The sequence below is a fragment of the Pseudomonas triclosanedens genome, from assembly GCF_026686735.1.
In the GTDB taxonomy this organism is placed as follows: domain Bacteria; phylum Pseudomonadota; class Gammaproteobacteria; order Pseudomonadales; family Pseudomonadaceae; genus Pseudomonas; species Pseudomonas triclosanedens.
Genome location: NZ_CP113432.1, coordinates 1360785 through 1382994, shown reverse-complemented (window position 1 = coordinate 1382994; position 22210 = coordinate 1360785). Strand labels below are relative to the sequence as shown.

The 22210-nt window shown below is 66.0% G+C and carries 23 protein-coding genes and 1 pseudogene; 1 reads left to right on the top strand and 23 read right to left on the bottom strand.

The genetic code is table 11. The features are described 5' to 3' along the window. Window positions 1-6: 6 nt before the first annotated feature. The 3 genes from OU419_RS06540 to OU419_RS06530 form a co-directional block, all read right to left on the bottom strand. Complete coding sequence (locus tag OU419_RS06540; protein ID WP_024889617.1) at window positions 7-654, bottom strand: hypothetical protein; 648 nt, start codon at window positions 652-654, stop codon at window positions 7-9. After that, window positions 651-1235, bottom strand: coding sequence for a PFGI-1 class ICE element type IV pilus protein PilL2 (gene pilL2 / locus OU419_RS06535; protein WP_024889618.1), 585 nt, complete (start codon window positions 1233-1235; stop codon window positions 651-653). Before pilL2 ends, OU419_RS06540 begins: the two co-directional genes overlap by 4 nt. Before the next feature lie 179 nt (window positions 1236-1414). After that, window positions 1415-2011, bottom strand: a complete 597-nt coding sequence (locus tag OU419_RS06530; RefSeq protein ID WP_024889619.1) for a helix-turn-helix domain-containing protein — start codon at window positions 2009-2011, stop codon at window positions 1415-1417. A 111-nt stretch (window positions 2012-2122) separates the two neighbouring features. Between OU419_RS06530 and panE the strand changes: the two genes are divergently transcribed. Continuing rightward, complete coding sequence (gene panE / locus OU419_RS06525) at window positions 2123-3049, top strand: 2-dehydropantoate 2-reductase (protein ID WP_024889620.1); 927 nt, start codon at window positions 2123-2125, stop codon at window positions 3047-3049. A 93-nt stretch (window positions 3050-3142) separates the two neighbouring features. On the opposite strand, the gene OU419_RS06520 is transcribed toward panE, so the two are convergent. From OU419_RS06520 to OU419_RS06425, 20 genes and pseudogenes are all read right to left on the bottom strand, one after another. Further along, entirely contained in the window at window positions 3143-5413 is a 2271-nt protein-coding gene (locus tag OU419_RS06520) for a helicase-related protein (RefSeq protein ID WP_254471750.1), read from the bottom strand. A gap of 99 nt (window positions 5414-5512) precedes the next feature. Then, window positions 5513-5818 (bottom strand): hypothetical protein, encoded by a 306-nt coding sequence (locus OU419_RS06515; protein ID WP_024889622.1) that lies wholly within the window; start codon window positions 5816-5818, stop codon window positions 5513-5515. A 101-nt stretch (window positions 5819-5919) separates the two neighbouring features. Further along, the gene (locus tag OU419_RS06510; protein WP_024889623.1) at window positions 5920-7029 is read right to left on the bottom strand and encodes a DUF6094 domain-containing protein; all 1110 of its coding nucleotides are present in this window, start codon (window positions 7027-7029) and stop codon (window positions 5920-5922) included. A gap of 65 nt (window positions 7030-7094) precedes the next feature. Continuing rightward, complete coding sequence (locus OU419_RS06505) at window positions 7095-7745, bottom strand: hypothetical protein (RefSeq protein WP_024889624.1); 651 nt, start codon at window positions 7743-7745, stop codon at window positions 7095-7097. An 84-nt stretch (window positions 7746-7829) separates the two neighbouring features. Beyond that, complete coding sequence (locus tag OU419_RS06500) at window positions 7830-8195, bottom strand: hypothetical protein (RefSeq protein WP_013982123.1); 366 nt, start codon at window positions 8193-8195, stop codon at window positions 7830-7832. An 89-nt stretch (window positions 8196-8284) separates the two neighbouring features. Then, window positions 8285-8896: a DUF3275 family protein gene (locus tag OU419_RS06495; RefSeq protein WP_003141033.1), complete on the bottom strand. Its 612-nt coding sequence runs from the start codon at window positions 8894-8896 to the stop codon at window positions 8285-8287. A 55-nt stretch (window positions 8897-8951) separates the two neighbouring features. Next, complete coding sequence (locus OU419_RS06490) at window positions 8952-9503, bottom strand: STY4534 family ICE replication protein (RefSeq protein ID WP_003141036.1); 552 nt, start codon at window positions 9501-9503, stop codon at window positions 8952-8954. A 344-nt stretch (window positions 9504-9847) separates the two neighbouring features. Beyond that, window positions 9848-10213, bottom strand: coding sequence for a DUF3085 domain-containing protein (locus tag OU419_RS06485; RefSeq protein WP_024889625.1), 366 nt, complete (start codon window positions 10211-10213; stop codon window positions 9848-9850). A gap of 66 nt (window positions 10214-10279) precedes the next feature. Further along, window positions 10280-11077: a hypothetical protein gene (locus OU419_RS06480; RefSeq protein ID WP_024889626.1), complete on the bottom strand. Its 798-nt coding sequence runs from the start codon at window positions 11075-11077 to the stop codon at window positions 10280-10282. A gap of 290 nt (window positions 11078-11367) precedes the next feature. Continuing rightward, entirely contained in the window at window positions 11368-12111 is a 744-nt protein-coding gene (locus OU419_RS06475; protein ID WP_254471751.1) for a DUF5983 family protein, read from the bottom strand. 250 nt (window positions 12112-12361) lie between these two features. Continuing rightward, window positions 12362-12754 (bottom strand): hypothetical protein, encoded by a 393-nt coding sequence (locus OU419_RS06470; protein ID WP_003141051.1) that lies wholly within the window; start codon window positions 12752-12754, stop codon window positions 12362-12364. A gap of 25 nt (window positions 12755-12779) precedes the next feature. After that, window positions 12780-13016, bottom strand: a complete 237-nt coding sequence (locus OU419_RS06465; RefSeq protein ID WP_010792170.1) for a hypothetical protein — start codon at window positions 13014-13016, stop codon at window positions 12780-12782. A 781-nt stretch (window positions 13017-13797) separates the two neighbouring features. Continuing rightward, window positions 13798-15813: a DNA topoisomerase III gene (locus OU419_RS06460; protein ID WP_024889628.1), complete on the bottom strand. Its 2016-nt coding sequence runs from the start codon at window positions 15811-15813 to the stop codon at window positions 13798-13800. Between the two features lie 294 nt (window positions 15814-16107). Next, window positions 16108-16491: a single-stranded DNA-binding protein gene (locus OU419_RS06455; RefSeq protein ID WP_003141056.1), complete on the bottom strand. Its 384-nt coding sequence runs from the start codon at window positions 16489-16491 to the stop codon at window positions 16108-16110. Then, entirely contained in the window at window positions 16488-17051 is a 564-nt protein-coding gene (locus tag OU419_RS06450) for a DUF3158 family protein (protein ID WP_268173219.1), read from the bottom strand. Before OU419_RS06450 ends, OU419_RS06455 begins: the two co-directional genes overlap by 4 nt. Next, a pseudogene (locus tag OU419_RS06445) lies at window positions 17032-17818 on the bottom strand (PFL_4669 family integrating conjugative element protein). Before OU419_RS06445 ends, OU419_RS06450 begins: the two are co-directional and overlap by 20 nt. A 188-nt stretch (window positions 17819-18006) precedes the next feature. Continuing rightward, complete coding sequence (locus OU419_RS06440; protein WP_254471752.1) at window positions 18007-18792, bottom strand: OST-HTH/LOTUS domain-containing protein; 786 nt, start codon at window positions 18790-18792, stop codon at window positions 18007-18009. Further along, window positions 18767-20089, bottom strand: coding sequence for an ISL3 family transposase (locus OU419_RS06435; RefSeq protein ID WP_254471753.1), 1323 nt, complete (start codon window positions 20087-20089; stop codon window positions 18767-18769). The genes OU419_RS06440 and OU419_RS06435 overlap by 26 nt, the downstream gene beginning before the upstream one ends. A gap of 355 nt (window positions 20090-20444) precedes the next feature. Further along, window positions 20445-21644 (bottom strand): STY4528 family pathogenicity island replication protein, encoded by a 1200-nt coding sequence (locus tag OU419_RS06430; RefSeq protein ID WP_024889632.1) that lies wholly within the window; start codon window positions 21642-21644, stop codon window positions 20445-20447. A 3-nt stretch (window positions 21645-21647) separates the two neighbouring features. Next, window positions 21648-22208, bottom strand: a complete 561-nt coding sequence (locus tag OU419_RS06425) for a DUF2857 domain-containing protein (RefSeq protein ID WP_010792177.1) — start codon at window positions 22206-22208, stop codon at window positions 21648-21650. Window positions 22209-22210: the final 2 nt, after the last annotated feature.

Sequence of the window (22210 nt, the reverse complement as noted above, 5' to 3'; positions counted from 1 at the left end):
GCCTCCTTATCGGGGCGGGATGGGCAGCCTGCGGATCTCGTCTCCCTGCCGGAAGACGGCGCCATCGCGCTCGATCCCGTCCAGTCGCCAGCCACCCTCCGACTCTCCGGCGCGCAGCAGGCGGACATCGGCCAGCCCGGTGCCATCGGCAGGCATCACCGACACGAAGTGTTCTCCCGCACGCAGTTCCACTCCGATCAGGCGGAATGAAGGCTCAACAGGCTTGGGTTGGGCCGCCACAGGTTGGGATGGCCGTGGTGCGGGCAGCTTGGGCTGGCGCGAGACCAGGCGGGCTTCCAGTCGCGTGACGCGGGTTTCCAATGCGTGCAGCGCATCGGTGGCGGCGTATTGGGCCTGCGCCAGCTCGATCGCCGCCAGCCGCTGGTCCAACGCCGCGGTGTCCTGCTCGTAGCGCGCCTGCGGCAAGGCGGCGGGCTGAGTATGGCGTTGTTCGATCCGATGCGAGAGGCCGTCCAGTCGGGATTCGAGCAGGGACACCTGCGCGGTGGGCGCGAAGGCCTGGGTCTGTTCCGCCAGCCCGGACAAGGCCATGTGATCCACCAGCACCACCGCGCTGACGAGCAACAACCAGGTTGCGGCCGCGACCCGCAGCAGCGTCGTGCGCTGGCCCGTCGCCGAGTCCCGGATGGTCATGGCGAAACCTCCCGGATCAGCGGAGGGGGCTCCGCCGAACGGTTGATTTCCGGTGGCTTGGGCTCGTGTGGCGTATGAGCCTCCCTGAGGCTGCGGATGAAGCACACCTTCCGCTCACCGTCGTCGACCTGCAGATCCCAGACGGGGCCGGCCAGTGTCAAGAGCGCATCGCGCAGCAGGAGCGGGCCGAGCCGGTAGTGAGCCGCCGGCAGCGGCAAGGCCAACAGATCGGTGGACTGCTCATCGCACAGCCGGTAGCCGGAACGCAGAACGAGGTGCCGGAGGGCATCCCCGACGGTGGCGCCCAGCGTGCCGGGGATCTCCACATCCACCACCTGCAGCAACAGGTCGTGCTGGGCCGCTGTGGGCGCGAGTTCGACCAGGGTGTAGCGGCCATACCGCGTCACCGGCACGAACTCCATCACGGCTTCGGGCGCGATGTCGGTGACTTTGGATACGGGCGTCGGTGGCACGGCGTTCGTCATCGCGCAGCCGCTGGCCATGGCGGCCAGGAGCAAGCCGGGCAAACGGATCGGATGGCTGCGTCCGGCAATACGGAAGGGCTGGCGGGATGGGCGCATGGATCGGTGTCCTGAAACAACGAGCCATCACCATCGCCGCGCCGGCCCTTTGTCACAGCAAACAAAGCGAATCCGTCGGCTCCCGATTTGCCGAAAGCAATGCCGGCAACCGCGCGGTCGCCAGGACGCATGTCGGGATCATGCCGCGGCGAATGGTCGTGCCGGGGGGATCTCGCCGCCTAACGCCGCGTCCGATCGTTGATCACGATATAGAAGACAGCCGGCTCGCCGCCTTCATTGCGGAACTCATGCACGCAATCCGAAGGAAAGAACAACGTATCTCCGGCAGCGACGTCGAAGCGCCTTCCGTCGATGACCACGGTAAGCGCCCCCTCATGCACGACGAGAAACTCCTCCACGCCCGCATGGTGCGGGGGGAACTCGACGGACTTGCCCGGAGGCAACACGTTGAAGGCCAGATCGACCGCGCCATCCTCGAACAGCGGCGAAAGAGAACGGCGTTCAAAGCCGGAAGCGGGGTCGTGATAGACCGCCTGGCGCTCCCTGCCATGCAGCCTGGGCTGGCGCGCATGGAATCCCCCCAGGAGTTGAGACAGACTGACCTGCAGTGCGGCGGCAAGCTTGCCCAGCACCGTGGCAGTGGGAACCGACGCGCCACGTTCGATCTTGGAGATCATCGCGCGGCTCACACCCGACAACGCCCCGAGCCGATCGAGGGTGAGCTGCGCCTCCAGGCGCAGACGCCGAAGATTGCTCGGGAGCGCTTCGGCGCGCTCGCCTTTCGGCGTGGTCTGAGGAGCGGAGGAATTCGGCATGGGCCGCAATCAAGTCAGGATGGATGCGTGGGGTATCAATGGCGCTGAAATCGATCGCGCCACGAATTTCTACTATAGTAGAAATTCTCAAATTCAAACAGGAGCATGGCCATGCGTCTTCTGGTGCTGGGTGCAGGTGGGATCGGGGGCTATTTCGGCGGGCGTCTGGCCGCGGCCGGCGTGGACGTGCGTTTCCTGGTCCGGCCGAGACGCGCCGCACAACTCGCCGAGACCGGGCTCGTCATCAAGAGCCCTTTGGGTGACCTGACCCTTCCCGTGAAAACAGTCGTCGAGGCACCGCCGTCCGTGGATGCCGTGCTGCTGGCCTGCAAGGCCTACGATCTTGAGGGCGCGATGACTGCCATCGCGCCCGCCATCGGCCCCTCGACATGCATCGTTCCGCTGCTCAATGGGGTGCGGCATCTGGATCACCTGGATGCGCGCTTCGGCGCCGAGCGCGTTCTGGGCGGCCTGTGCCACATCGGTGTGGCGCTCGGCCCGGCCGGTGAAATCCAGCATCTCAACACGCTGCAGCGCCTCGCCCTCGGCGCACGCACCCACAGCCAGCAGGACGCGGCGCAGGCGTTGCATGGATTGATGGAGCGCGGCGGTTTCGCACCGGTGTTGAGCCAGGACATCCTGCAGGAGATGTGGGAGAAGTTCGTATTCCTCACGACCTATGCCGGCATGACCACGCTGATGCGCGCGCCAGTTGGCGCAATCGTGCAGGCACAAGATGGCGAAGCGCTGGTGCGCCAGATGCTCGGCGAATGCGTGGCGACCGCCGCCGCCTCAGGGTACATCCCATCGCAGGACGCCTATGCCCGCATGTTCACGACGTTGTCCGAGCGCGGGTCCACCGGCACCGCATCGATGCTGCGCGATCTGCAACGTGGTGGCCCCACCGAGCATGAGCACATCATTGGGGACATGCTGCGACGCGCGCATGAAGCTCGACTGGATGCGCCGCTGCTGAGGGTGAGCCTTGCACACATGCAGGCCTACGAGGCGACCCGCATGGCCCATGGCGGTGGATGAGGCCCTGTCTTCCGCTTCCCGGATCAAGGTCACCGTCTGGATGACCAAAAAAGTACGGCTCCCGGAGGAGCCGTTGAAGTGAAGCAGTGAAGTTCAGCACACCAACTGCCGTGCCAGCGCGACTTCCACCGAGTCTCCGTCCTGATTCAGGACATCAAGCCCGGACTCCGGCACGTCGCCCGACGTGCTTTGCGACACCATGATCTTCCGGGCCATCAACCCCAGGCAGGTCATCTGCGAGGAGTTGGCGTAGCCCAGGTAGATCACGCGCACCGGCTGCTTCTGGCCGATGCGCCATGAGCGCCGGGCGGCCTGCTGCAGCGAATACACGTTGTAGCCGGACTGGAGGAATACGATGGTCGGGAACTCCAGCAGGTCCAGGCCGGTTTTCACCAGCTCGGGATTGGTGATGAGCACGTCGATGCCACGGTCCAACTGCTCGGCGATCCAGTCCTCGCGGCGGGAAGCATCCACGCTCGCGCGCAGCACCGCCACCTTGAAGCCTTCCTGCTCCAGCAGCACCTTCAAACGCGACGTGGTGTCGCGCGTGCCGGTGTAGACCGAATAGACCAGGGTCTTGCGACCTTCCGCCTTCTCTTGCTTGCAGATCTCGATCAGCTCGCGCTCCTTGGGCATCACCTCCAGCTCGTTGAACTGAGCCGGTACGAACGCCAAGGTGTTGCGCGTGCGCGGATGTACCACCGTTTCCGACCGGAAGCAGCAGTCCGGCCAGGCCAGCAGCACATTGAGGACTACACCGAGCAGCGTCGTGTCGCGCTTCGCCAGGGCCTGCTTCAGCTCCTGGGTCAGGCGACCCGCCAGATCGCGGTAGGCCGCGGCTTGCGCCGTGTCCATCGCGACTTCGCGGAACTCCTCGTCGTAGGGCGGCAGCACGTTGCCACCGATGTCCTTCAACTTGAGGAAGACCGTGAACGGCAGGACGCAACGCAGTACGCCCTTGGGACCGAAACCCGGCGCCTTGACCGTGCGCACCGATACCTTGGTGCCCTTGGCCGTCTTGTGCGCCGTGCCGGTGCTCTCGGAGTAGATGTCCTTCAAGACACCGTGATCGCGCATGAACGCCATCGCGGCCGAGGTCATGCTGCCGCTCTTCGTCGGCCGGTAGCCGTCTTCGATCATCCGCCCCGGCAGGGCGCGGAACAGCAGGTGGAACAGGTCGTCGCCGTAGCCGCCCATCAGCGTGCCGGTGAGCAATAGCGTCTTGCGCGCCTTGGCCGCCAACACCCCCATGGCCTGGCCCTGTGCGGAGCCGCCGTTCTTGTACTCGTGCGCCTCGTCGGCGATGAGCAGGTCGAACGTGCCTTGGGGAAGCTGCCTCTTGATGAACTCGGACGGCTGGTAGCCGCCCTCGCCGAAGCCGAACTCCATGTTGGCCATCGCGCGTTCCATCCGGTGGGCTTGCCGGTCCGAGAAGACCAGCTCGCCGTTGCCATCCATCAGGTTGATGAACTCGTGGATGTTGTCCCCGAGCATCGACGCGAGGAAGGCGTCACCGAACTTCTGCATCAGCTTCTGCGCGGTGACTTCGCCAATGGTTGGAATGCGCTTCAGTGCCTTGAGCACGGTCGAGGACTGGTCGCTGGCGGACAGGCCTCTGGGACGGATCAACGACCACAGCGGTGCACGGCAGTGACTGCACTTGCGGCGGGACTCCTCGGCTTCGAGCGCGACCGGGTTGATCGGCTCGCCGTCGAGGTCGGTGATGACATGCCCGCAATCCGGGCAGGCCCCCACGTCGCCGTGAGGCGTGCGCCGCCGAACGAAGACAGGCTTCCAGTGGAACCCCATCCGCATCCGCACGCGGCCCAGGACGAAGAACTCCTGGCCCTGGGCCGGCACGCCTAACTGCTCGCGCAGTTTTAGCAGCTTGACCAGCGTGTCCGGGCCATTGAGCACCCAGACCTTGGCACCGGCCACCGTCTCCTGGATTTCGCGCCGCCACTTGTAGACCAGGTGGGGTGGCGAGAGCACCAGGGTGCGGCGGTAGCCTTCGGCGTTGAGCACGGCGGCGGTGGCAATACCCACCGTCGTCTTGCCGCAGCCCATCTCGCCATTGACGATCGCGGCGCGTTCGCCGCGATCGACCAACAGCTCGGTGACGGCGTGGACCACATCGGCTTGCGCCGGGAACAGCTTGCGCTTGAGCGCGGCGAGGATCAGTTGCCGATGCACCCGCACCTGGCCGGTGTAGACCGGAGGATTGGCGCGGTTGAGCGAATCGAGCAGCTCGTCGCCGAACTCCGATACGAAGTCCTGCAGGCTGAGCGTGAGGGGTGAAGCTGCCGCTTCGAGCAGGTCGCCCTGCACAGCGGTTTCGGGAACGGTTTCGAGATCGAGGGACATGGTGATGCTCCAAAGCAATGGGGCATGCACCTCCCCCACGGGGCGGTGACATGCCCCTGGGTGGGAAGAAAGAAGCGGCGCGAGACCGCTGGATGCGGATCAGTATTCGCTGGGCAGCAGCAGTGTGGTGACGCTGCGATCCCATTCGGTGATGATCCAGAGCTTCAGGTCGCGCGTGACCTGGTAGGACGAGAACAGACGATCCTCGCCGGACTTCAGCGCGGCATCGTTCTGCCGTCGATCGCTGTCGTCCAGGTCGCCCCAATCGCCATGAAGATGGCGGCGCAGGTACGGCGTGGGGTTGAGCCGGCCCTGTCGGACCAGCTCGTCGACGCCGGCGGTCATGACCACCTGCCCGGGCGAAAAGCGTGCTTGTGACGCGAGGTTGAGGACTGCGAGTGCCATGGTGATTTCTCCTTCTGGAAGAAGGGGCCACGGCACCCCATCGGGGCGACGTGACCCCGGTGGGTGGATGAAAGCGACGGCGAACCGTCAGGGAACAGCGATCAGCGGATGATCAGCACTTCGCCCCACGTGGGCGAGCCCAGCGTCAAGTCCCATGCACGAATGACCGGCACGAACTTGTCGGTGAGGATGCGCGTCTCGGCCACGGAGCCGTCGTCGCGTTCGGTGTATTCCGTCTGGAGGGTCTTCTCCTTGTGGGTATCACCTTTGACGACGAGCACGCGCCCGCTCTTGGACTTCACTACGCCGGAGATCGCGCCTGCGGCCAAGGCCAGGGCGAGATGCCAGTGCGACAAGGCCCGCGCGGGCGGACGCAGCGACTGCTGCGCGGCGCCCAGGTGGGTATCGAGCGCCGGCCAGAGTCCTTGCAGCCGGCCGACTTCATCGGCGAACTGCTCGGGCTCCATCGTGACGCGATAGAAGTGCTCCGGCTCGGCCGGGCTGGCGGGGACGGTGTACGGCAGGAACGGCCATTCGAGCGGCAGCTCCTCGGCTTCGGCATCGCCTTGTCCGATCTGCAGCAGCAGACCACGCAGGGCCTTGGCCGACTCCGACGCCTGGTCGCGCTGGCGAACCCGGCGGCCAAAGATCACCACCTGCTTGAACTGCGTCTCCACCGCACGGTAGATGCGCAGTTCGGCAAAGTGGCGCGTCAGCCATCCGACCAGCTCGGCGTCGAGCACGTAGGACGGCACGATGAAGATCAGCACGCCACCGTACTGCAGCAGCGGCAGCGCGCGCTGATAGAACAGCTTTTCCAGCCGCGCACGGCCCTGGCCCTGATAGCCGATGTTGCCGTTCACGTCCTTGCTCAGGTCGCCATACGGCGGGTTCAGCCACAGCAGCCCGAAGGACTGGCGCGAGATCAGTGTGTCCATCAGGTCACCGTGGATGCAGCGATCGACCAGTTGCCGTGCGTGGCGGGCACGCTCGGCGTCGTATTCGACGGCGAAGGCCTGGACCTGCTCGCGCCCGAGGGCGTGGGCGGCTTCGGCAATCGCCACGCCTTCGCCGGCGCAGGGATCGAGGATGGACATCGAGCCGGGAGACGGCGCCAGTGCGGACAAGGCCCGCTCCAGCGTCGGCTCGTCGGTGGGGAAGTAGCCGTTACGAATGAAGTTGCGCGCCAGGCGCGGAAACATGAGAGCCATGGATTTCTCCTGATGATGGATGAGGGAAGGCGGGCACGCGCGGCGCGCATGCCCGTGGGGATGGCTCACGCCACACGCCGAAGCGGTGCGTTCGCGGCCAGTTCGTACTGCGTGGCGCCGAGGGTGCCGTTGCGGATCAGCTCGCCCAACGCCTTCGTCAGCGCCGGGACATTGAGGGCCAGCCGATGGCCTTCCAGCGGCCCGAGGGCCAAGGGAAGACCGGTCAGCATCCGCCGTGACTGCAACAGCTCCAGCACGGTGTCGCGCCAGTGGTCGAGCAGTGGCAGCGGGCAGGTGTCCTGCACCAGCGTCCACAGCCGGTCGAGCCGGTGAGCGGAATCCCTGGGCAGAAGCGCCAGCGCGCTGGCGTTGGCCTTGTCTGGCTTCACGCAGCGACGATCGAACAGCCACACGTTCGTCAGCGAACCGAACAGCGTTCGCCGATAGGCGCGGGTGATGCGCTTTTCCAGGTTCTCGACGTTGCCGACGAAGACGGGGATGGATGCGCCCTGCTCGGTGATGACGTGGAACTGATCGAGTCCCTGTTCGTCCCGGCCGAGGGTCAGGCGGGCGAGGAACTCCTGAACGGCGGTGTCGCGCGCCCAGATCGAGAGAAAGACGAGATTGCCCTGCTCGTCACCGACGCAACCGTCGGCCATGAGGTCGGGGCATTCGTCGATGCGGTACAGCGGTTTCGCGGAAGAAGGTGCAGGCATGGTGATGTCCTCTTGAAAATGAAGGAGCAACCACAGCCCGCGGGGCCATGCTCGCCCCGGTTGGGTGAAGGAAGATGCGTGCCGCTAGACAGCGCGTCCCGCGTGGAAGCGGTGAACCCGCTCGCGCCACTCGGAGCTTTGCACCGGCGCCATGTCGAGATAGCGCAGCGGGCACGAGTAGTAGTACGGATGCACGGACTCATCGAGGGACTTGTAGCCCCAATCGCCGCCCGAGCTTTCCAGCAGATGGCAGCCGATGTAGCAGACGGACTCACCGGCCGCGAGGCCCATGACGCCCGCCTGCCTGGCGGTGACGCGAACCACGGTCCACAGAACGTCGCCGTCCAGTGTGTGGTCGATGACTTCGCAGCAAGCGCGTTCGGACGCCTGCGGAGCGAGCAGCTCGCGGATCAACTGATCGCGCGTCTGACGAACGAAGGTCCAGCCCATGAGGGTCTCCTTGAAGAAAAGGCCGGAGCCCTCCCCGTCGGGGAAGAACCCCGGCGGGTGGCGGAATGCCGCGCAAGGCGGCAGATGGATCAGGCAGCTTTGAGGTGCCAGTCCTGGGACAACGGGGCGAACTCGTAGCCGAGCTTGTCGAGACGGTCGCGCTGCTGACGCAGCACACGACGATCCACGGTCGCATCGAGCTTCACGGTCTCACCCAGGGGCCACAAGGCACCGAACAGCGCCGCGTCGTCTGCCTCGGCCGAGGCCGCAGCGGACACACGAGCCGGTTCGCTGCCGAACGGCGTGGTATCGACCAGGGGATCGCGCGGACTGCGCGGCTTCGCCTTCGGCTTGGCCGGGGGCGTTGCCGGCACGGGGGCCTGCGCCTCCTCGTCGATCGGATCAACTTCCTGCGGACTCAGCCGGCGGGCTTCGTCGCGGCTCAGGGCGTCGATGTTGGACAGTGTCATCCCGCCCAGATGGGCGCGGATCTCGATGACCATGCGGCCGTTGGCGTTGTACGTGGAGGGACGAATCTCGACGATGACGAAATCACCGTCGTACTTGCCCTCGCGGTACTGATCGAGTTCGGCGTTCTTCACGACGAACTCGCCGATCGAGGTCGCCAGGCGGCCGACGTTGAAGTCGCCGTTCCTGCCGTGGATGGTCTTGATGGCCAGTTGGCCGGGGATGGTGATCATGAAGGTCTCCTGCTGACGAAGAGAAGACAAGGCCCCGGGGATGGGGCCTTGCGGATCAGAACGACTCGGCAACGGCCAATGCGGGGGCATCGGCAGCGTCGTCGGCAGCATCGGCGACGGGCTTGGAAGGCTCCGGTGCCGAGGCTTGCTGCGCGGCGGGCGCGTCGGACGTCACAGGGACTTCCGGGTCGCGCTCGTCGGTCTCGGTCGGCTTGGGTTCGGCCTTGTAGACGAGCTTGCCGTCGACCTTGATCCAACTGACGAACAGCAGGCGGGCCTTGAGGCTCACACCCTGCTCGCCGGCACGCTTCCCCTTGGAGTAGGTGAAGGTGTCGGTCCACAGGTCGCCCAGGCGGAAGCCGATCATCACCTTCTTCTCGGCGTCGACCGCCTGAATGCAGCGGCGCACCAGGTGCTGCGCTTCCGATCCCGATACGCGCGTGTCGAAACGCACATACGAGACGTCATCGCTGGGACCGTTCAGGGCTGCGATGTCGCAGGCCAGGAACGCATCGCCTTTCTTGGGCTTCACTTCGCGGATGCGATTGAGATACCCGAGGCCGGTGATGTGCAGATCGAAGTAGGACTTTTCGGTGGAAGTGGTCATGGTGAATCTCCTGGGAACAATGAGGCGGAGACACACCCGACCCAAGGCGGGGAAGGTGTGGAACCCCCGCGTGGGTTGATGGAACAGCTTGGTGGCATCGCCATCGAGAACCGATGGCCGTTCGCGCATGGATGCCGGTGCGAACTGGAGTGATCAACGCGGTCGGAACCGCATCGCAGCCTTGAAGATCGTGGCTGCCTGGGCATGTCGCTGACGGACGTCAGCGGAACATGGCCGGAAGCGTGGCGCCGGGACGGCGCGCAGGCGAGCGGCAATCGGCACTCGCGGCTGTCCGCATTGCCGGGAAGAAAGAGGCCCCCGGAGCGGGGGCCAGGGATGGGCGGTCAGTTACCGCTGGGCGTGGGAGGAACCGCCTGCAGCGACAGGTGTGTCGCGGTGGCGGACACGTCGAGGTCGTCCTCGCTGCGCAGGATGCGCGCAAACACGCCCTCCTGCGGATCGAAGAACTCGCCGAAGTCGTCGCCACCGAACTCGGCACGCGCCAGTTCCCACCATTCGTCGAAGGCATCGACATCCGGGTTGCAACCGGCGGCATAGGCGATGGTCTTCTGGCGACCATCGGGTCGGCGCTCGCCGCACTCGGCCAGGAAGTACACGCCCTGATCCTTGACCAGGATGACGCGGCATTGATTCGCCACCGCTTCGGCGAGCACGGGCCGCAGCTCCGTGCCTTTGAATCGAACAGTCATGGGTGTGATCTCCAGGGGGGCAGGAAGAGAGGCTTCCCGCCGCGAGGGCGGGAAGCTGCTGGGAGCTCAGTGCCGGACAGCCTTGCGACCCGACAGGCACTGCACGCGGATGCGTCTCCAGCTCCCGTCGTCGATCAGCCGTTCCAGCGTCTCGCCGAGGGTGTCGAAGAACACCTCATCGACCCGTTCGACCAGCTCGCCGTCGCGGTGCAGCTCCACCGCGTAGAGGTCGAGGCCACGCTCATAAAGCACGGTGACGCGACCCTGGAACTTCATCGTGGCGACGGTGAAGCCGATGGCCGGTGGCGTGCGGATGATGTCGGCGGGCAGCGGATCGACCCAGGTGATGTCCCGCGCACCGGCATCCACCAGCATGTGGGTGATGCGCCGGAAACCGTCGGGAGCGGGCAACTGCTCCAGTTGGACGATCAGTTCCTGCAGCTCGGGGCAGCGCGGCTCGGGGATCGGCAGCTTCGCCGGTGCGGACCCGAGCACGAACCGCTTCACCGTGTAGGGCTGGCCGTCGGCGGTGAACTCGGTCTGCTCCTCGGGCGTGTCCGCCCGCTGACCGTCGAAGCGGCGTCTGACATAGGGTTCGACCTGCACCTTGGCGCCCTCGTCGGGCACTTCGGTCACGAGCGTGCGATCGAGCACCGCGAACTCGGCTCGTCCCGTCTTGACGACGATGGCCTCGTCGGTGGTGGCGATGACCTTGCCCTCGAAAGGCTTCGGGTCGATGTGAAAGCCCAGCGTCGAAACCTTGGGCTGGCCGTCGAAGATGTTGAATTTGAACGAACGGACGTTGGAAGGCACATGACCGACAACGAGCGTCGGCATCTGTGCGCGGATGGCTTGGGTATCCATGGGGAGACTCCTTGTGGCAACCAAGGGACTCCCGCCCGCAAGGGAGGTCTGTCCCTTGAGGGTGAGGTGGATGGACGCGGGTGCGCCCGGAGAACGAAGCAACCAGCACGGCGAACCGCGCCGCAGTCTTGAAGGTCTCGACTGCCTGGGCATGCTGCCGGCAACGCCAGCGAACATGCGGCCAGCGTGCGGCACATGGCGGCGACCGTCCGTTGGGAATCGGCAATGCGCCGGCACCGCGTTCCGCGAAAAAGAAGAGCCCCGACGTGGGGGCTCGAATGGGTTGCGGGTTACTCGTCGTCGTAGAGCGTCAGCCCGTCCAGCACGGGCGCGCCGGCATCGAACACCAACATGCGAACGTCGGCGAGCGCAGCCAGGTGCAACACTTCCACGAGGGACTCCGGCACGCCCTTGGCCCGGTGCTCCTGCCGCAGCTCTTCGGCGGTGATGCCCTCGACATGCTGCAGGTTCGCATCCGTCCAGGGGGTGGCGATCAGCTTCACGCCGACCGCCGGGCTGTAGGGAATGCGGAAGGCCACAAACAAAAAACCGCTCGGCGTGGCGATGTCCGCCAGTTCGGCGAGGAAGCGGCCGGCCTCCTCGGTGATATGCGCCGAACTGATTTCCCAAGCACGGCTGTAGAACCCGGTCTCGAAGCGCAGGCGGCGTACCACCTCGCGCGCGGCTTCCTCGGAGTAGGTATCGCCGACGTGCAGCGGCTGGCCGGCTTCTTCGGCCATGACGGCGTAGACGAGGTTTCGGGCGATACCGTGGCTGGGGCACTGCGCGTCCAGCTCGGGCGGCACGTTCTGGCCCTCGGTGATCAGCGCGAAGTCGTCGCAGAAGACGCAGGCATGGCGCTCGACCTGGCTGTCCGGCAGGTGCGACTGCGAGACGTGCAGCGGCAGGTGCGACTGCGAGACGTGCAGCGGCAGATAGCTCAGCGGGCAGTCGTCGTCGTAAGAAATCGCCAGCAGCCGCTGCACGGACAGGCCATCGTAGCCGCGGACGAAGGGGTTTTTGGAATGAGACATGGGATTCCTCCAGCAGAGGATGGCCGAGGCAATCCCCTGCCGGGGATTGAACCCCAGCGAGTGGATGAAGTGGCAACCGGTCAGCCGGCCGCGGCGTCGGGCCGCCCTGGTGGCGGGCGGTGCAGGTCAGTGGAAGATGGTGATTCGGGACATGGCCGCTCCTGCGACAAGAAGGAGGGACATGGCCCCGAACGGGGATGCATGTCCCTCGTGGGGTGGGATGAAAGGACGGTGGGTTGCCAGGCGCGGCTCACCAGCCGTTGTAGTGCAGCGTGAGGTCGGCGATGACCTGGCGCCGTTCCAGATCGAGGCCGCCGAAGTCGGACAGCCCCTCGAAGCCGCAACGCTTGAGCATCGCGCCGCCCTCGCGGGAGTTGTAGAAGCTCACCATCGCGGACAGGAACATGCGTTGACCGCTGCTCAGCACGCCCAGGGCGTCGTTGAGCATCAGCATGTTGGGCCGCAGGTCCCACTTGGTGGTGGCACGCTGCAGACCTTCGCGTGTGCCGTCGCCGAACCACTCGTGGCCGGCGATCTGCGCGCCGCGCTTCCAGGCCTCGAAGAAGGCCTGCGGTGCAGCGTCGAAGTGCGCCTGTTCCAGCGCCATCTGATCGAGCACGTCTTCGGGTAAAGACAGATTCATGAGAGAACTCCTTGAAGGGTGGGAATCAGGGGTGAGCGCGCTGTGTCCAGGCATGGGTATCCAGGGCGCGCTGTGCTGCGAGGTGGGTCGGGAAATACTCGACGGACTCCCGCGATACCGGGCCTTCGTCGTCTTGCGTGCCGATGTAGTGGCCGGCCGCGCTGCGCAGCACCTGTAGCGGCAAACGCTTGCCGGTCCAGGCCAGCGCCAGCGCACCACTGCGCACTGCGGTTGCAGAGGAAGATGCAGAAGGTTCAGACATGCCGTGCTCCTTGGTGGGTCGAGGAGCACGCATCCCGTAGAGGATGGAGTTCCCCTCGGGTGGTTGAGAAAAGTGCATCGTCGCCAGGCCGGCGAGCGTCCGCGGTGGGCGATGCGAAGCGGACTGGATCGGTCGACGCGGCGAACCGCGTTGCAGTCTTGAAGACCGGGACTGCCGGGGCATGCCGCTGACGACTGTCAGCAACGCATGGCGTGAGGATGGGCGCGAAGCATGGCTGCCGTCGCAGGGAAAACCGAATCGCGGACGGCCCGCTTTAGGGCAGGCCCGCGTCACGTGACAAGGCAAGGACCAGGGCGCCGAAGGCCACGCGGGCCTTCGGCTGGAGAGGAAGGAAAACCACCTGTGGGCTGCGTCAGCGCGGGCCGTCGTCAAAGCCGTTCGCTGCGTCAGCAATCGCACCCGGCCCGTTTCGTGGCTGGGGCCGGAAACCTCTGGCGTGCATCCACACACAAAGGGAGCCCGTTGTTCCGCCGGCGGGCACCGGCACGGAATACCCTCGGCCCAAGGGGCCTCCTCACGGCTCGCGCGGCGGCAAGGCGTCAGGAAGCCCCTCGTGACCGAGGCAAGGCACACCGATCAAGGGAATGGCGGCGGGCGCGATTCGTGGGAGCAATGACCTTCTCGCCCCGTCGCCCGATGGCGGGCATACGGGGCGCGCACACCGTTGCAGAAGGAGACGCGCGCTTTGGAGTCCCGCGCGGTGCGGGACGTTTGCCTCGCCGCCAGTGAAGTGGCCGGCGCGGCAGGGGGAAAGCGAGGATCAGGACGCCTTGGAGGCAGCGCGCCGCTTGCGCGGTGCGCTGCGCCGGCCCGTCGGGGACTCGATCGGCAACGTACCCTTGCAGTCCGGGTAGCGCGAGCAGGACCAGAACGCGCCGCTCTTGCCCGTGCGCTGCTGCATCGGTGCGCCGCACTGCGGGCAGGCCGGCGCCGGCGGCAGCTTGAGCGAGAGCGTTGCGCCGCGGTACTGCTGCACGAGCTGGCCGACCCACACGGACTGCTTCTCGATGAAGGTGTCCAGCGCCATCTGGCCGGCCTCGATCATGTCGAGCGCCTGCTCCCACACCGCCGTGGTGCCGGGGTCGGCGATGGCCGAGGGCACCGCGTCGATGAGCGTGAATGCCGCGTCGGAAGCGCGGACGGCGCGGCCTTTCTTGACCAGGTAGCCTCGACCGATCAGACCGTTGATGATGTTGGCGCGTGTCGCCTCGGTGCCGATGCCGGTGGTATCGCGCAGCTTCTGTTTCAGGCGCGGGTCGGTCACGAACTTGGCGACGGTCTTCATGGCCTTGATCAGCTCGCCCTGCGTGTAGGGTTTGGGCGGCAGCGTCTTCAGCGCCTTGAGATCCACCTTTCCGACCGGGCAGGACAGGCCCGCATGCAGGGCGGGCAGCACCTGGCTGCGCTGCGCATCCTCGCCACCGGCATCGTCCGGCCCCGGCGTCGCCAGCACCTCACGCCAGCCGATGACGGCGATCTGCTTGCCCACGGCCACCAGCGACTGACTGCCGCACGAGAACTGCGCCACCGTCCGGTCGAACTCATGGTGCGGGAGGAACTGCGCGAGGTAATGGGCGCGGATCAGCCGGTAGACGGCCAGCTCCTTCTCGTTCATGGCCGACAGGTTGGCGGGCTCCAGCGTCGGGATGATGCCGTGGTGAGCCGACACCTTGCCGTCGTTCCATGCACGCGAGCGCTGTTGGCGATCCAGGCGCTCGATCAGCGGCCGCAGGCTGGGGTCGGTCTTGACCAGACTGTCGAGTACGGTCGGCACCTCGGCCAGCATGCTCTCGGGTAGGTAGCCCGAATCCGAGCGCGGATACGTTGTCGCCTTGTGCGTCTCGTACAGCGCCTGGGCAATGTCCAGCGTCTCCTGCACGTCGAGGCCCAACTGCTTGGAGCACACCTCCTGCAGCGTGCCCAGGTCGAACGGCAGCGGCGGTGCCTCGCGCACGCGCTCGGTGTCCACTGACACGACCTGCGCATCGCGTGCGGCGCGAATGCAATCCGCAGCCTGCTGCGCCACCGGCTGCTGAAGGCAGCGACCCGCTGCATCCGTGCTGCCTTCGGGCGGTATCCAGCTCGCGGTGAAGGACCGGCCGGCATGGGATAGCAGCACGTCCACGGCCCAATACGGCACAGAGACGAAGCGCGCGATCTCGCGATCACGATCCACCACCAACTTCAGCGTCGGCGTCTGCACGCGCCCCACCGACAGCACGCCCGTATAGCCGGCCTGACGCCCCAGCAGTGTGAACAAGCGGCTCAAGTTCATCCCGATCAGCCAGTCGGCGCGCGATCGGGCGAGTGCGGAGAAATACAGCGGCAGCGTCTCGGCGGACGGCTTGAGCGCACCCAGCGCTTTGCGGATCGACGCATCGTTGAGCGCCGACAGCCACAGGCGCTGAATCGGCCCGCGGTAGCCGCACAGGTCGATGATCTCGCGGGCGATCATCTCGCCCTCGCGGTCGGCGTCGGTCGCTATCACCAGCTCGCCCGCCTTGGCGACGAGCTGCTGCACGACCTTGAATTGCGCTGCGGTCGCCGCCTTGGGCTCGACACGCCAACGCTCGGGAAGAATGGGCAGTTGCTCGATGGCCCAGCGCTTGTATTGCTCGCCGTAGCCTTCGGGCGGAACCGCCTCCACCAGATGACCGATGCACCAGGTCACGACGACACCCGCGCCGCTGTAGCAGCCGTTGCCGCGTTGAACGGCACCCAGCACACGGGCGATGTCCTTGCCCTGGGAGGGCTTCTCGCACAGGAACACGCGCATGAAGCCTCCTTGGAAATGTGCGGTTCATCGGATGGGCGTCAGCTTGGCGGGGCCAGGAGATGCCGGCAGCAAGGAAGCCGATTGATGCAGACACCGCTTTGTGATCGGCAGGCGGCCCGTTCCCGCAGCGGTGTGCATAGACCGCAGGAGCTGGCACAGCAAGAGCGTCGTTTCGGGAGGGCGGCTGGAACTCCGTGGACGACCTTGGAGCTATCCCCTGGGGATAGCTCGCTGGTGCATCGCGGGCGTATGACGGTTGCTACAGCCGCCCTCGGGGGAACGGCGATGGGCGAATTACTGTCCGCCGGCCGGCTTGGTGCTGAGCGCCACCGACTCGATGCGGTACGGCAGGATGCCCACGCGCCGCGCCTCGACCTTGAACGTCACGCGCTCGTTCTCGTCGGCGTCCTCCCATTCGTCGCGCACGGTGCGGCCCTCGACCAGCACCCGCATACCTTTCTGGTACAGCGTCTTCCAGTGCTCGGCGTCGCGGTGCCACAGCTCCACGGGCGCCCAGAAGCCGCCGCGATCTTCGTACTCGCCGTCCTTCTTCGGGATCGGGTTGTCGAAGTAGACGTTCAGGCGAAGCAGCCGGCGCGGCTCGTCGTTGCCGTTCGGAAATTCGCGGTAGTCCGGCGCAGAACCGATGTTGCCCTCGCCGACGAAGTGCGTGCTCATGGTAACTCCTTGGTGGTGGGTGGAACGGCCGCGGTATGCCCGTGGACACGCCGCAGGTAAGCCGCTTCGGCCTGGGCGGCCTTGCTGGCGCATTCCAGGGCTTGGCGAGCGATGCTGTGGGTCAGGCTGATCTGCATGTTCAGCACGATGCGCTGCAGTTCGATCGCGTACAGCTCGTCGATCAGCGAGGCCGGCGTCGCGGGGTTGGCCAGCAGGGCCTCCCACAACGCCACGCCCATGGAGGAACGGTCGAGGTTGCGCCAGCGCAGGAAGGTCGTCCCTGCGCCAGTGGCCTGCTGGGCCAGTTGCACGTCGAGCAGGCTGAAGGGGTAGGCGCGTGCCTGGGGCAGCACACGCCGCTGCGCCAGGCCAATCACGTCGTCGCGCAGCGCTGCGCACTGGCTGGCCCAGGTCACCAGACTCCCCTTACCCTTAAAAGGCTGTAAAAGGCCTTTTAGGTAGCCTGCGTGTTCCAACCGCTGGAAGTCCGCCTGTTCCAGCGCCACGAAGCGCGTGGAGTGACCGATGGGGGCGATGCCGTCATGCGTCAGCACCCTCATTACCCGTCGCTGGATTGGCTGCGCCATCCGTGTGAGCCGGCGCATCGGGCACGATGGCGGGCGCAGCAGGCGGCGTGCCGGGCTTGGTCGTCCGCCGCGCGATCGGTGGCGCGAAGCGCGAGCGGCGCGTGCCTTCCAGCACGTCTTGCGGCAGCTCGCCGAACTTCTCCAGCGCCGCTCGCGCCGCGGCGTTCTTCGCCGCGAAGTCGTCGCGCGTCGTGCCCGAGTAGCGGTACTGCTGGGCGAGCGAGAACAGGCTGCGCAGCGCGTGCGCACCATCATTGAGCCAGCGCTCCAAGGTGCTGCGGTCGATCAGCGCCGTGTGGTGCGCCAGGATGAGTTTGCGCGCCAGGTCGTCGTAGTCAGCCAGCAGGTACACCGCCATGAAGCCGAGCTGGGCGTTCACGAACAGCGGCAGCTTAACCGGCTGCATGTTCATGTTCTCGCCCAGGGACAGCGCCGCTGGCACGTCGGCCAAGGCCTGATCCACCTGTTCGCAGGGTCTGCAGACGGGTCTTGGTGTCGGCGAGCTTGTCCTCGATCCGCAACATCCACCAATCCGAGTACGGGTCGTCCTGCTCGGCGCCGCGCTTCATCTTGTTCATGGCGCCGATGAAGCCGTTGAGACCGATGATGCCGGGGCGCCCCTCGGTCGGCGCGCGGCCGTGCCAGATGCGCGAAGCGTGGTGCGTGTGCAGCGTCAGCGACATCGCGCTGCGCAGCGATCCGAGATTCAGTTGCAGGGGTTCTGTGCGTTCGTTGGCCATGGGAGCGACTCGCGGTGAAGGGGCGAGTCGCCAGCATCGGCATCGGCCGGAAGGCTGTCAGTCAACAAACCGCAGCCCATGCGCGCCCGGTTTGTTCCGCACGGAAGGCTGTGTGTGCCGGCTATCCCCTGGGGATAGCTCGGCGGAGTTGTTCGCGGCTCGCGCGGAGGTGAGACCGCGTTGCGGGGCTATGCCTCGCGAGGTCTGTACCAGGCGGCCCGTTGCCCCTCCACCTCACGGTAGCGAAGCTCGAACAGGCGGCACTCGTGCACCACCTGCCGCCAACTGCTGCAGCCGTACTTGGCTGGAAGCTGCTCGGGATGCTGGTCCGCGATCCAGCGGCCAGCGGCGGCAATGGGTGTCCAGCCCTCGACGGCCAACTGCGCGGCGGCCTCGCGCAGCGCGCGAACGATGCCGGCGGCCGGCCAGTCCACCGTGCCGTCCGGCGCGATGCCATTGACCACCAGGTCGTGGAACACATCCGACTGGACGAACTCCGCTGCCAGGCGCCGCGCCTGATCCATGTGCTCGGCCCAGCCGCGCAGCTGCTCAAAGTGTTGATCGATGCGCGTGTAGGCGGAACCGAGTTCGTCCTGTGCAGCGCGACACCCGTCCACGGTCCATAGATCGTGCTGGTCGATGAAGTGGTGCACCAGGGTGTTGCGCAGCGATACCAGGTCTTTGAGGTCGGCCTGGGTTTTGGCGTAGTCCTGCGCAGACAGGCTCAGTTGCACGCGCGTGCGAAAGGAAATCACGTCGCCAGGAAGATCGTCGTCGCGTTCCTCGCCGCCATTTCCATCGGTGACGACATACGAACCAAACAGTTGTCCGATCAACGTGCCCAGGGTCTTGGTCGCGGCATCTTCAATCCGCGCTGCGCGAATGGCCTCCAGCGAATGCGCCGGGCCTGAAATCGGCTCTATTCCGTTTCCAGTGGAAATTGACTTCTCAACAGACATGGCGGTAGCGGCCAATCTCACGGGAGATGGCCGGTATCAAAGGATTGGCGGGTAGATGCTTGAGCTTGGACATGCGCAGGTAGGCCACCGCGATGAAGTTGCCGACATCGCGGAATCCGCGTGCGGCCGTCTTGGTCTGCTGCAGCAGGCCGTTCATGGCCTCGACGTAGGCGTTGCTACGCCCGTCGAGCATGCCGCGCACCACCCCGCCCAAGTGGGTCTTGAGGGTCTGGGCCAGACGCTTGAACGGCTCAAGGCGGCAGCGCCGCGCCCAGCTCATCCATTTGGTCAGCGCCTGCTGCGCGAACGGCTCACTATTGCTGTTGGCCGCCTCGCGATAGAGGTGGCGCAGCGCCTGCTTCAGGCGCCAGGCGCGCGCACTCTTCAGGTTCGTGCGCTGCAGCCAGTGCATGGCGTTCAACTGCGCGGGCGTCCACTGTGCCGCGTCCTTGCGCATGCCCCACAGCAATTGCCGCAGCGCCTTCTTGTCATGGGTACCGAGGGCCTCGCGCACCGCCGCGGCCGACGCTCGCATTTCCTCGCGGCGCACCTCGTCCATCGCAGCATTGGCCAGCGCCACCACATGAAAGCGGTCGTAGCTGACTTGGGCGTTGGGCAACGCCTGCCCCACGCCCTTGGTGTAAGCCGCACTCATGTCGATGCACACGTGCGCCACCGCGTCCGGGTCGCCCCCGTGCGCCCGCAACTCTGTGGCAAAGGCTTCGATCGTTGTGTGATCGCGTCCCGGGCAGGCAAAGAGCAGTCGCCTGGCCTGCAGGTCATGCACGAGGGTGATGTACTCGTGCCCGCGCTTGACGCTGGTTTCGTCGATACCGACGTGACGCACGCCGCTCATGTCATCCTGGGTACGTGCCGCCGTAACGTAGTGATGGACACGGCGCCACAACCGTTTGGCGCTCACCCGCATCTGCCGGGCCGCCTGGCTGACCGGCAGCTCACGACACAAGGACAGACCCAGCGCCTCGAACAGCAGTGTGAAGCCGCTCCCCTCACGCGCCCACGGCACGGGCAACTGCGTGGTCTTGCCGCAGCCGCTGCAGCGCACACGCGGCACCTCGGCGTGCAGCCACGCCTCGAACTGGAAGAAGTCCAGATGGCGCCAACTGCGCTCAATCCGGTCGTGGATCAGTTGGTGCTCCATGGCGCAGGCCGGACAGCTGGCACCCTTGGCGCCATAGGCCACCTGAAAGTCGATGCGCCGCTTTCCCGTGTTCAGCTCCACGCTGACCACCTCCCAGGGCGATTGCAGGCCCAAGGCCGTGGTGAAGAGGGTTTCGATCTGGTTGTTCATCGTCGTTCGGGCGGGCAATGGCAGGCCGCCATTGAACCAGCCGCCATGTCTGTTGAGAAGTCAATTTCCACTGGAAACGGAATAGAGCCCTGAAATCTCGTGGTGGGCCACGATGGCTTTCATGAGGCGCTCGTATTGTTGAAGGCGCAACAGGCATCTGCCCAGCAAGCGCTGAACGTCTCGCTGTAGTGGTTGCAGTGCGTTTGTGACGGGGAAAGTCGTCATATCCATCGTTGGCCGGGCTCGTGCGTGGCTGTCCTCGTTTGATTCACAGGCGACAGTTTCGCCTGTCGTTCGGCGGGCAGCAATCGAGCACGGCGGAAGGGTGTTTGTTCCAGCTATCCCCTGGGGATAGTCAACATCGGCGATCACGCAAGGCTTCTCGGAGCTGAGCCAGGTAGGCACGTGCCACCTCGGGGTCAGCCGCACGGGATGCTGGCGGTGACGAGGGCGCAGGTGACGGGGGCGCTGGCGGCGTCGATGCAGTTTCTCCGGCCCAGGCCTTGAACTCCCCGCGGATCGCCTTCTGGATGATGCCAAACAGGTAGCCGGCCGGGTTGCGTACCGCGCTGTTGTGGCAGCGTGCCGCCCACTCGTCGAGAACGGCCTGCCTCTGCGCCTCGTCCACCTGCTGCAGCGCCACCAGCGCGCCGGCCTGCTGCTCGTCCTTCAAGCGCAGGAAACGCTCGGGCAGTCGCAGGTTCTGCAAGGCCCTCGCGCGCGGTACTGTACGTACTTCATTTATACGATCATTACGTACTGTACGGTCCTCCTTCGGAATCCGAAGAGAGCTGTCCGGCGCGGGTTTCGGCCCTGCTTCGGATTCCGAAGACGGGCGCGCAGCATTCCGAAGAAGGGCTTCCTGGCCTTCTTCGGATTCGTGGTCCGCACCCTCCTGTGGATAACCTGGCGTCGTCCAGCCATGCCGCGCCATGCGCTGCGCCAGCACTTGCAGACGGGTCGGCAGTGTGCGCCCGCTGAGCAGCGGGTCTTCGGCGATCTCCCGCAGCGTGTTCATGCCCACGACCTGCACCGCCTTCGCCGCGTGCGTGAGCGCCTGGCTCACCAGGCCCAGGTAGTCCGGGTCGAGCTGCATCGCCTCGAAGGGTGACAGCGGTTCGTCGTGCAGCACGTAGAGGTTGCCTTGGATACGGCCGGTCTTGGGATCGCGCCGCCGCCGCACCAGGCTGAGCCAGCGCGTCAGCCGCAGCAGCGTCAAGGCGCGCGCCACGGTCTCGTGCGAGGCTTGCGCCGCACAGGGCATGGACGCCAGATATGGGCGGAGCTGGTCGTAGGTGGGAAAGGCGGTCACGCCGTCGTCGTTGAGCTGCAGGCGGAACACCTGCCAGGCATTGCGCTCCAGCGGCGTCAGGCGCCGGTCGAGGAACAACGCGCGCGGCACGCTCTCGTGCCGGTTGCCGCTGTAGAGAAAGCCGTCCTGGCTCGGCGCCGTGCCCTGCGCCGGTTCCTTCGGCTCAAGGTGCCGCAGCGCCTCGTCGAACAACGCCGACAGCGCAACCGGGCCATCACGCCGTGGAGCGTCGCCCGTCGTCATGACCTACACCAGCCCCTGGTCGACCCAGTTCCGTATCGCCGACCAGATCACCGACATGGGCAGGGTCATGGCCTCGGCCAGGTCCATGGTCAGCGCCAGCATCGCCATGTCGTCGTTCAGTGCGATGTGCCGCTCCGTGATGCCGGCCTTCCAGCGTTCCCACAGGGCCACGTCCTGCGCCTCGTCGAGCACCGGATGCCGACCCTTACGCTTGGGCAGCCCGAGGATGTCGCGGCGCAGCGCCACTTCCTGATGCGTGAGGCCGTAGAACTTGCTGACCATCTCCGTGCTCGCCCCCAGGCGCAGCATGCGGTCCACCGTGGCGATCTCCCGCTCCACGTCGTGCACCTGGCTCAGCAGCCGCTTCAACACTTCCCGGTTCACCGACACCGAACACCACGACACCGTGGCATTCACCAGCATGCTCACGAGTTCTGGGTGCTTCAGCGCATCCAGCTCCTCCTCACCGAAGCCCATGGCCTTGCAGCGGCGCAACTGGCCGTTGCGCAGGTCATGCAGGGCCTGGGCGATCACGGCCTGGTTGAGCGGGTGCGGTGCCGACATAC

Coding starts and splice junctions, on each gene's coding strand:
- OU419_RS06540 (WP_024889617.1), bottom strand. CDS start 654: ATGACCATCCGGGACTCGGCGACGGGCCAGCGCACGACGCTGCTGCGG.
- pilL2 (WP_024889618.1), bottom strand. CDS start 1,235: ATGCGCCCATCCCGCCAGCCCTTCCGTATTGCCGGACGCAGCCATCCG.
- OU419_RS06530 (WP_024889619.1), bottom strand. CDS start 2,011: ATGCCGAATTCCTCCGCTCCTCAGACCACGCCGAAAGGCGAGCGCGCC.
- panE (WP_024889620.1), top strand. CDS start 2,123: ATGCGTCTTCTGGTGCTGGGTGCAGGTGGGATCGGGGGCTATTTCGGC.
- OU419_RS06520 (WP_254471750.1), bottom strand. CDS start 5,413: ATGTCCCTCGATCTCGAAACCGTTCCCGAAACCGCTGTGCAGGGCGAC.
- OU419_RS06515 (WP_024889622.1), bottom strand. CDS start 5,818: ATGGCACTCGCAGTCCTCAACCTCGCGTCACAAGCACGCTTTTCGCCC.
- OU419_RS06510 (WP_024889623.1), bottom strand. CDS start 7,029: ATGGCTCTCATGTTTCCGCGCCTGGCGCGCAACTTCATTCGTAACGGC.
- OU419_RS06505 (WP_024889624.1), bottom strand. CDS start 7,745: ATGCCTGCACCTTCTTCCGCGAAACCGCTGTACCGCATCGACGAATGC.
- OU419_RS06500 (WP_013982123.1), bottom strand. CDS start 8,195: ATGGGCTGGACCTTCGTTCGTCAGACGCGCGATCAGTTGATCCGCGAG.
- OU419_RS06495 (WP_003141033.1), bottom strand. CDS start 8,896: ATGATCACCATCCCCGGCCAACTGGCCATCAAGACCATCCACGGCAGG.
- OU419_RS06490 (WP_003141036.1), bottom strand. CDS start 9,503: ATGACCACTTCCACCGAAAAGTCCTACTTCGATCTGCACATCACCGGC.
- OU419_RS06485 (WP_024889625.1), bottom strand. CDS start 10,213: ATGACTGTTCGATTCAAAGGCACGGAGCTGCGGCCCGTGCTCGCCGAA.
- OU419_RS06480 (WP_024889626.1), bottom strand. CDS start 11,077: ATGGATACCCAAGCCATCCGCGCACAGATGCCGACGCTCGTTGTCGGT.
- OU419_RS06475 (WP_254471751.1), bottom strand. CDS start 12,111: ATGTCTCATTCCAAAAACCCCTTCGTCCGCGGCTACGATGGCCTGTCC.
- OU419_RS06470 (WP_003141051.1), bottom strand. CDS start 12,754: ATGAATCTGTCTTTACCCGAAGACGTGCTCGATCAGATGGCGCTGGAA.
- OU419_RS06465 (WP_010792170.1), bottom strand. CDS start 13,016: ATGTCTGAACCTTCTGCATCTTCCTCTGCAACCGCAGTGCGCAGTGGT.
- OU419_RS06460 (WP_024889628.1), bottom strand. CDS start 15,813: ATGCGCGTGTTCCTGTGCGAGAAGCCCTCCCAGGGCAAGGACATCGCC.
- OU419_RS06455 (WP_003141056.1), bottom strand. CDS start 16,491: ATGAGCACGCACTTCGTCGGCGAGGGCAACATCGGTTCTGCGCCGGAC.
- OU419_RS06450 (WP_268173219.1), bottom strand. CDS start 17,051: ATGAGGGTGCTGACGCATGACGGCATCGCCCCCATCGGTCACTCCACG.
- OU419_RS06435 (WP_254471753.1), bottom strand. CDS start 20,089: ATGAACAACCAGATCGAAACCCTCTTCACCACGGCCTTGGGCCTGCAA.
- OU419_RS06430 (WP_024889632.1), bottom strand. CDS start 21,644: ATGACGACGGGCGACGCTCCACGGCGTGATGGCCCGGTTGCGCTGTCG.
- OU419_RS06425 (WP_010792177.1), bottom strand. CDS start 22,208: ATGTCGGCACCGCACCCGCTCAACCAGGCCGTGATCGCCCAGGCCCTG.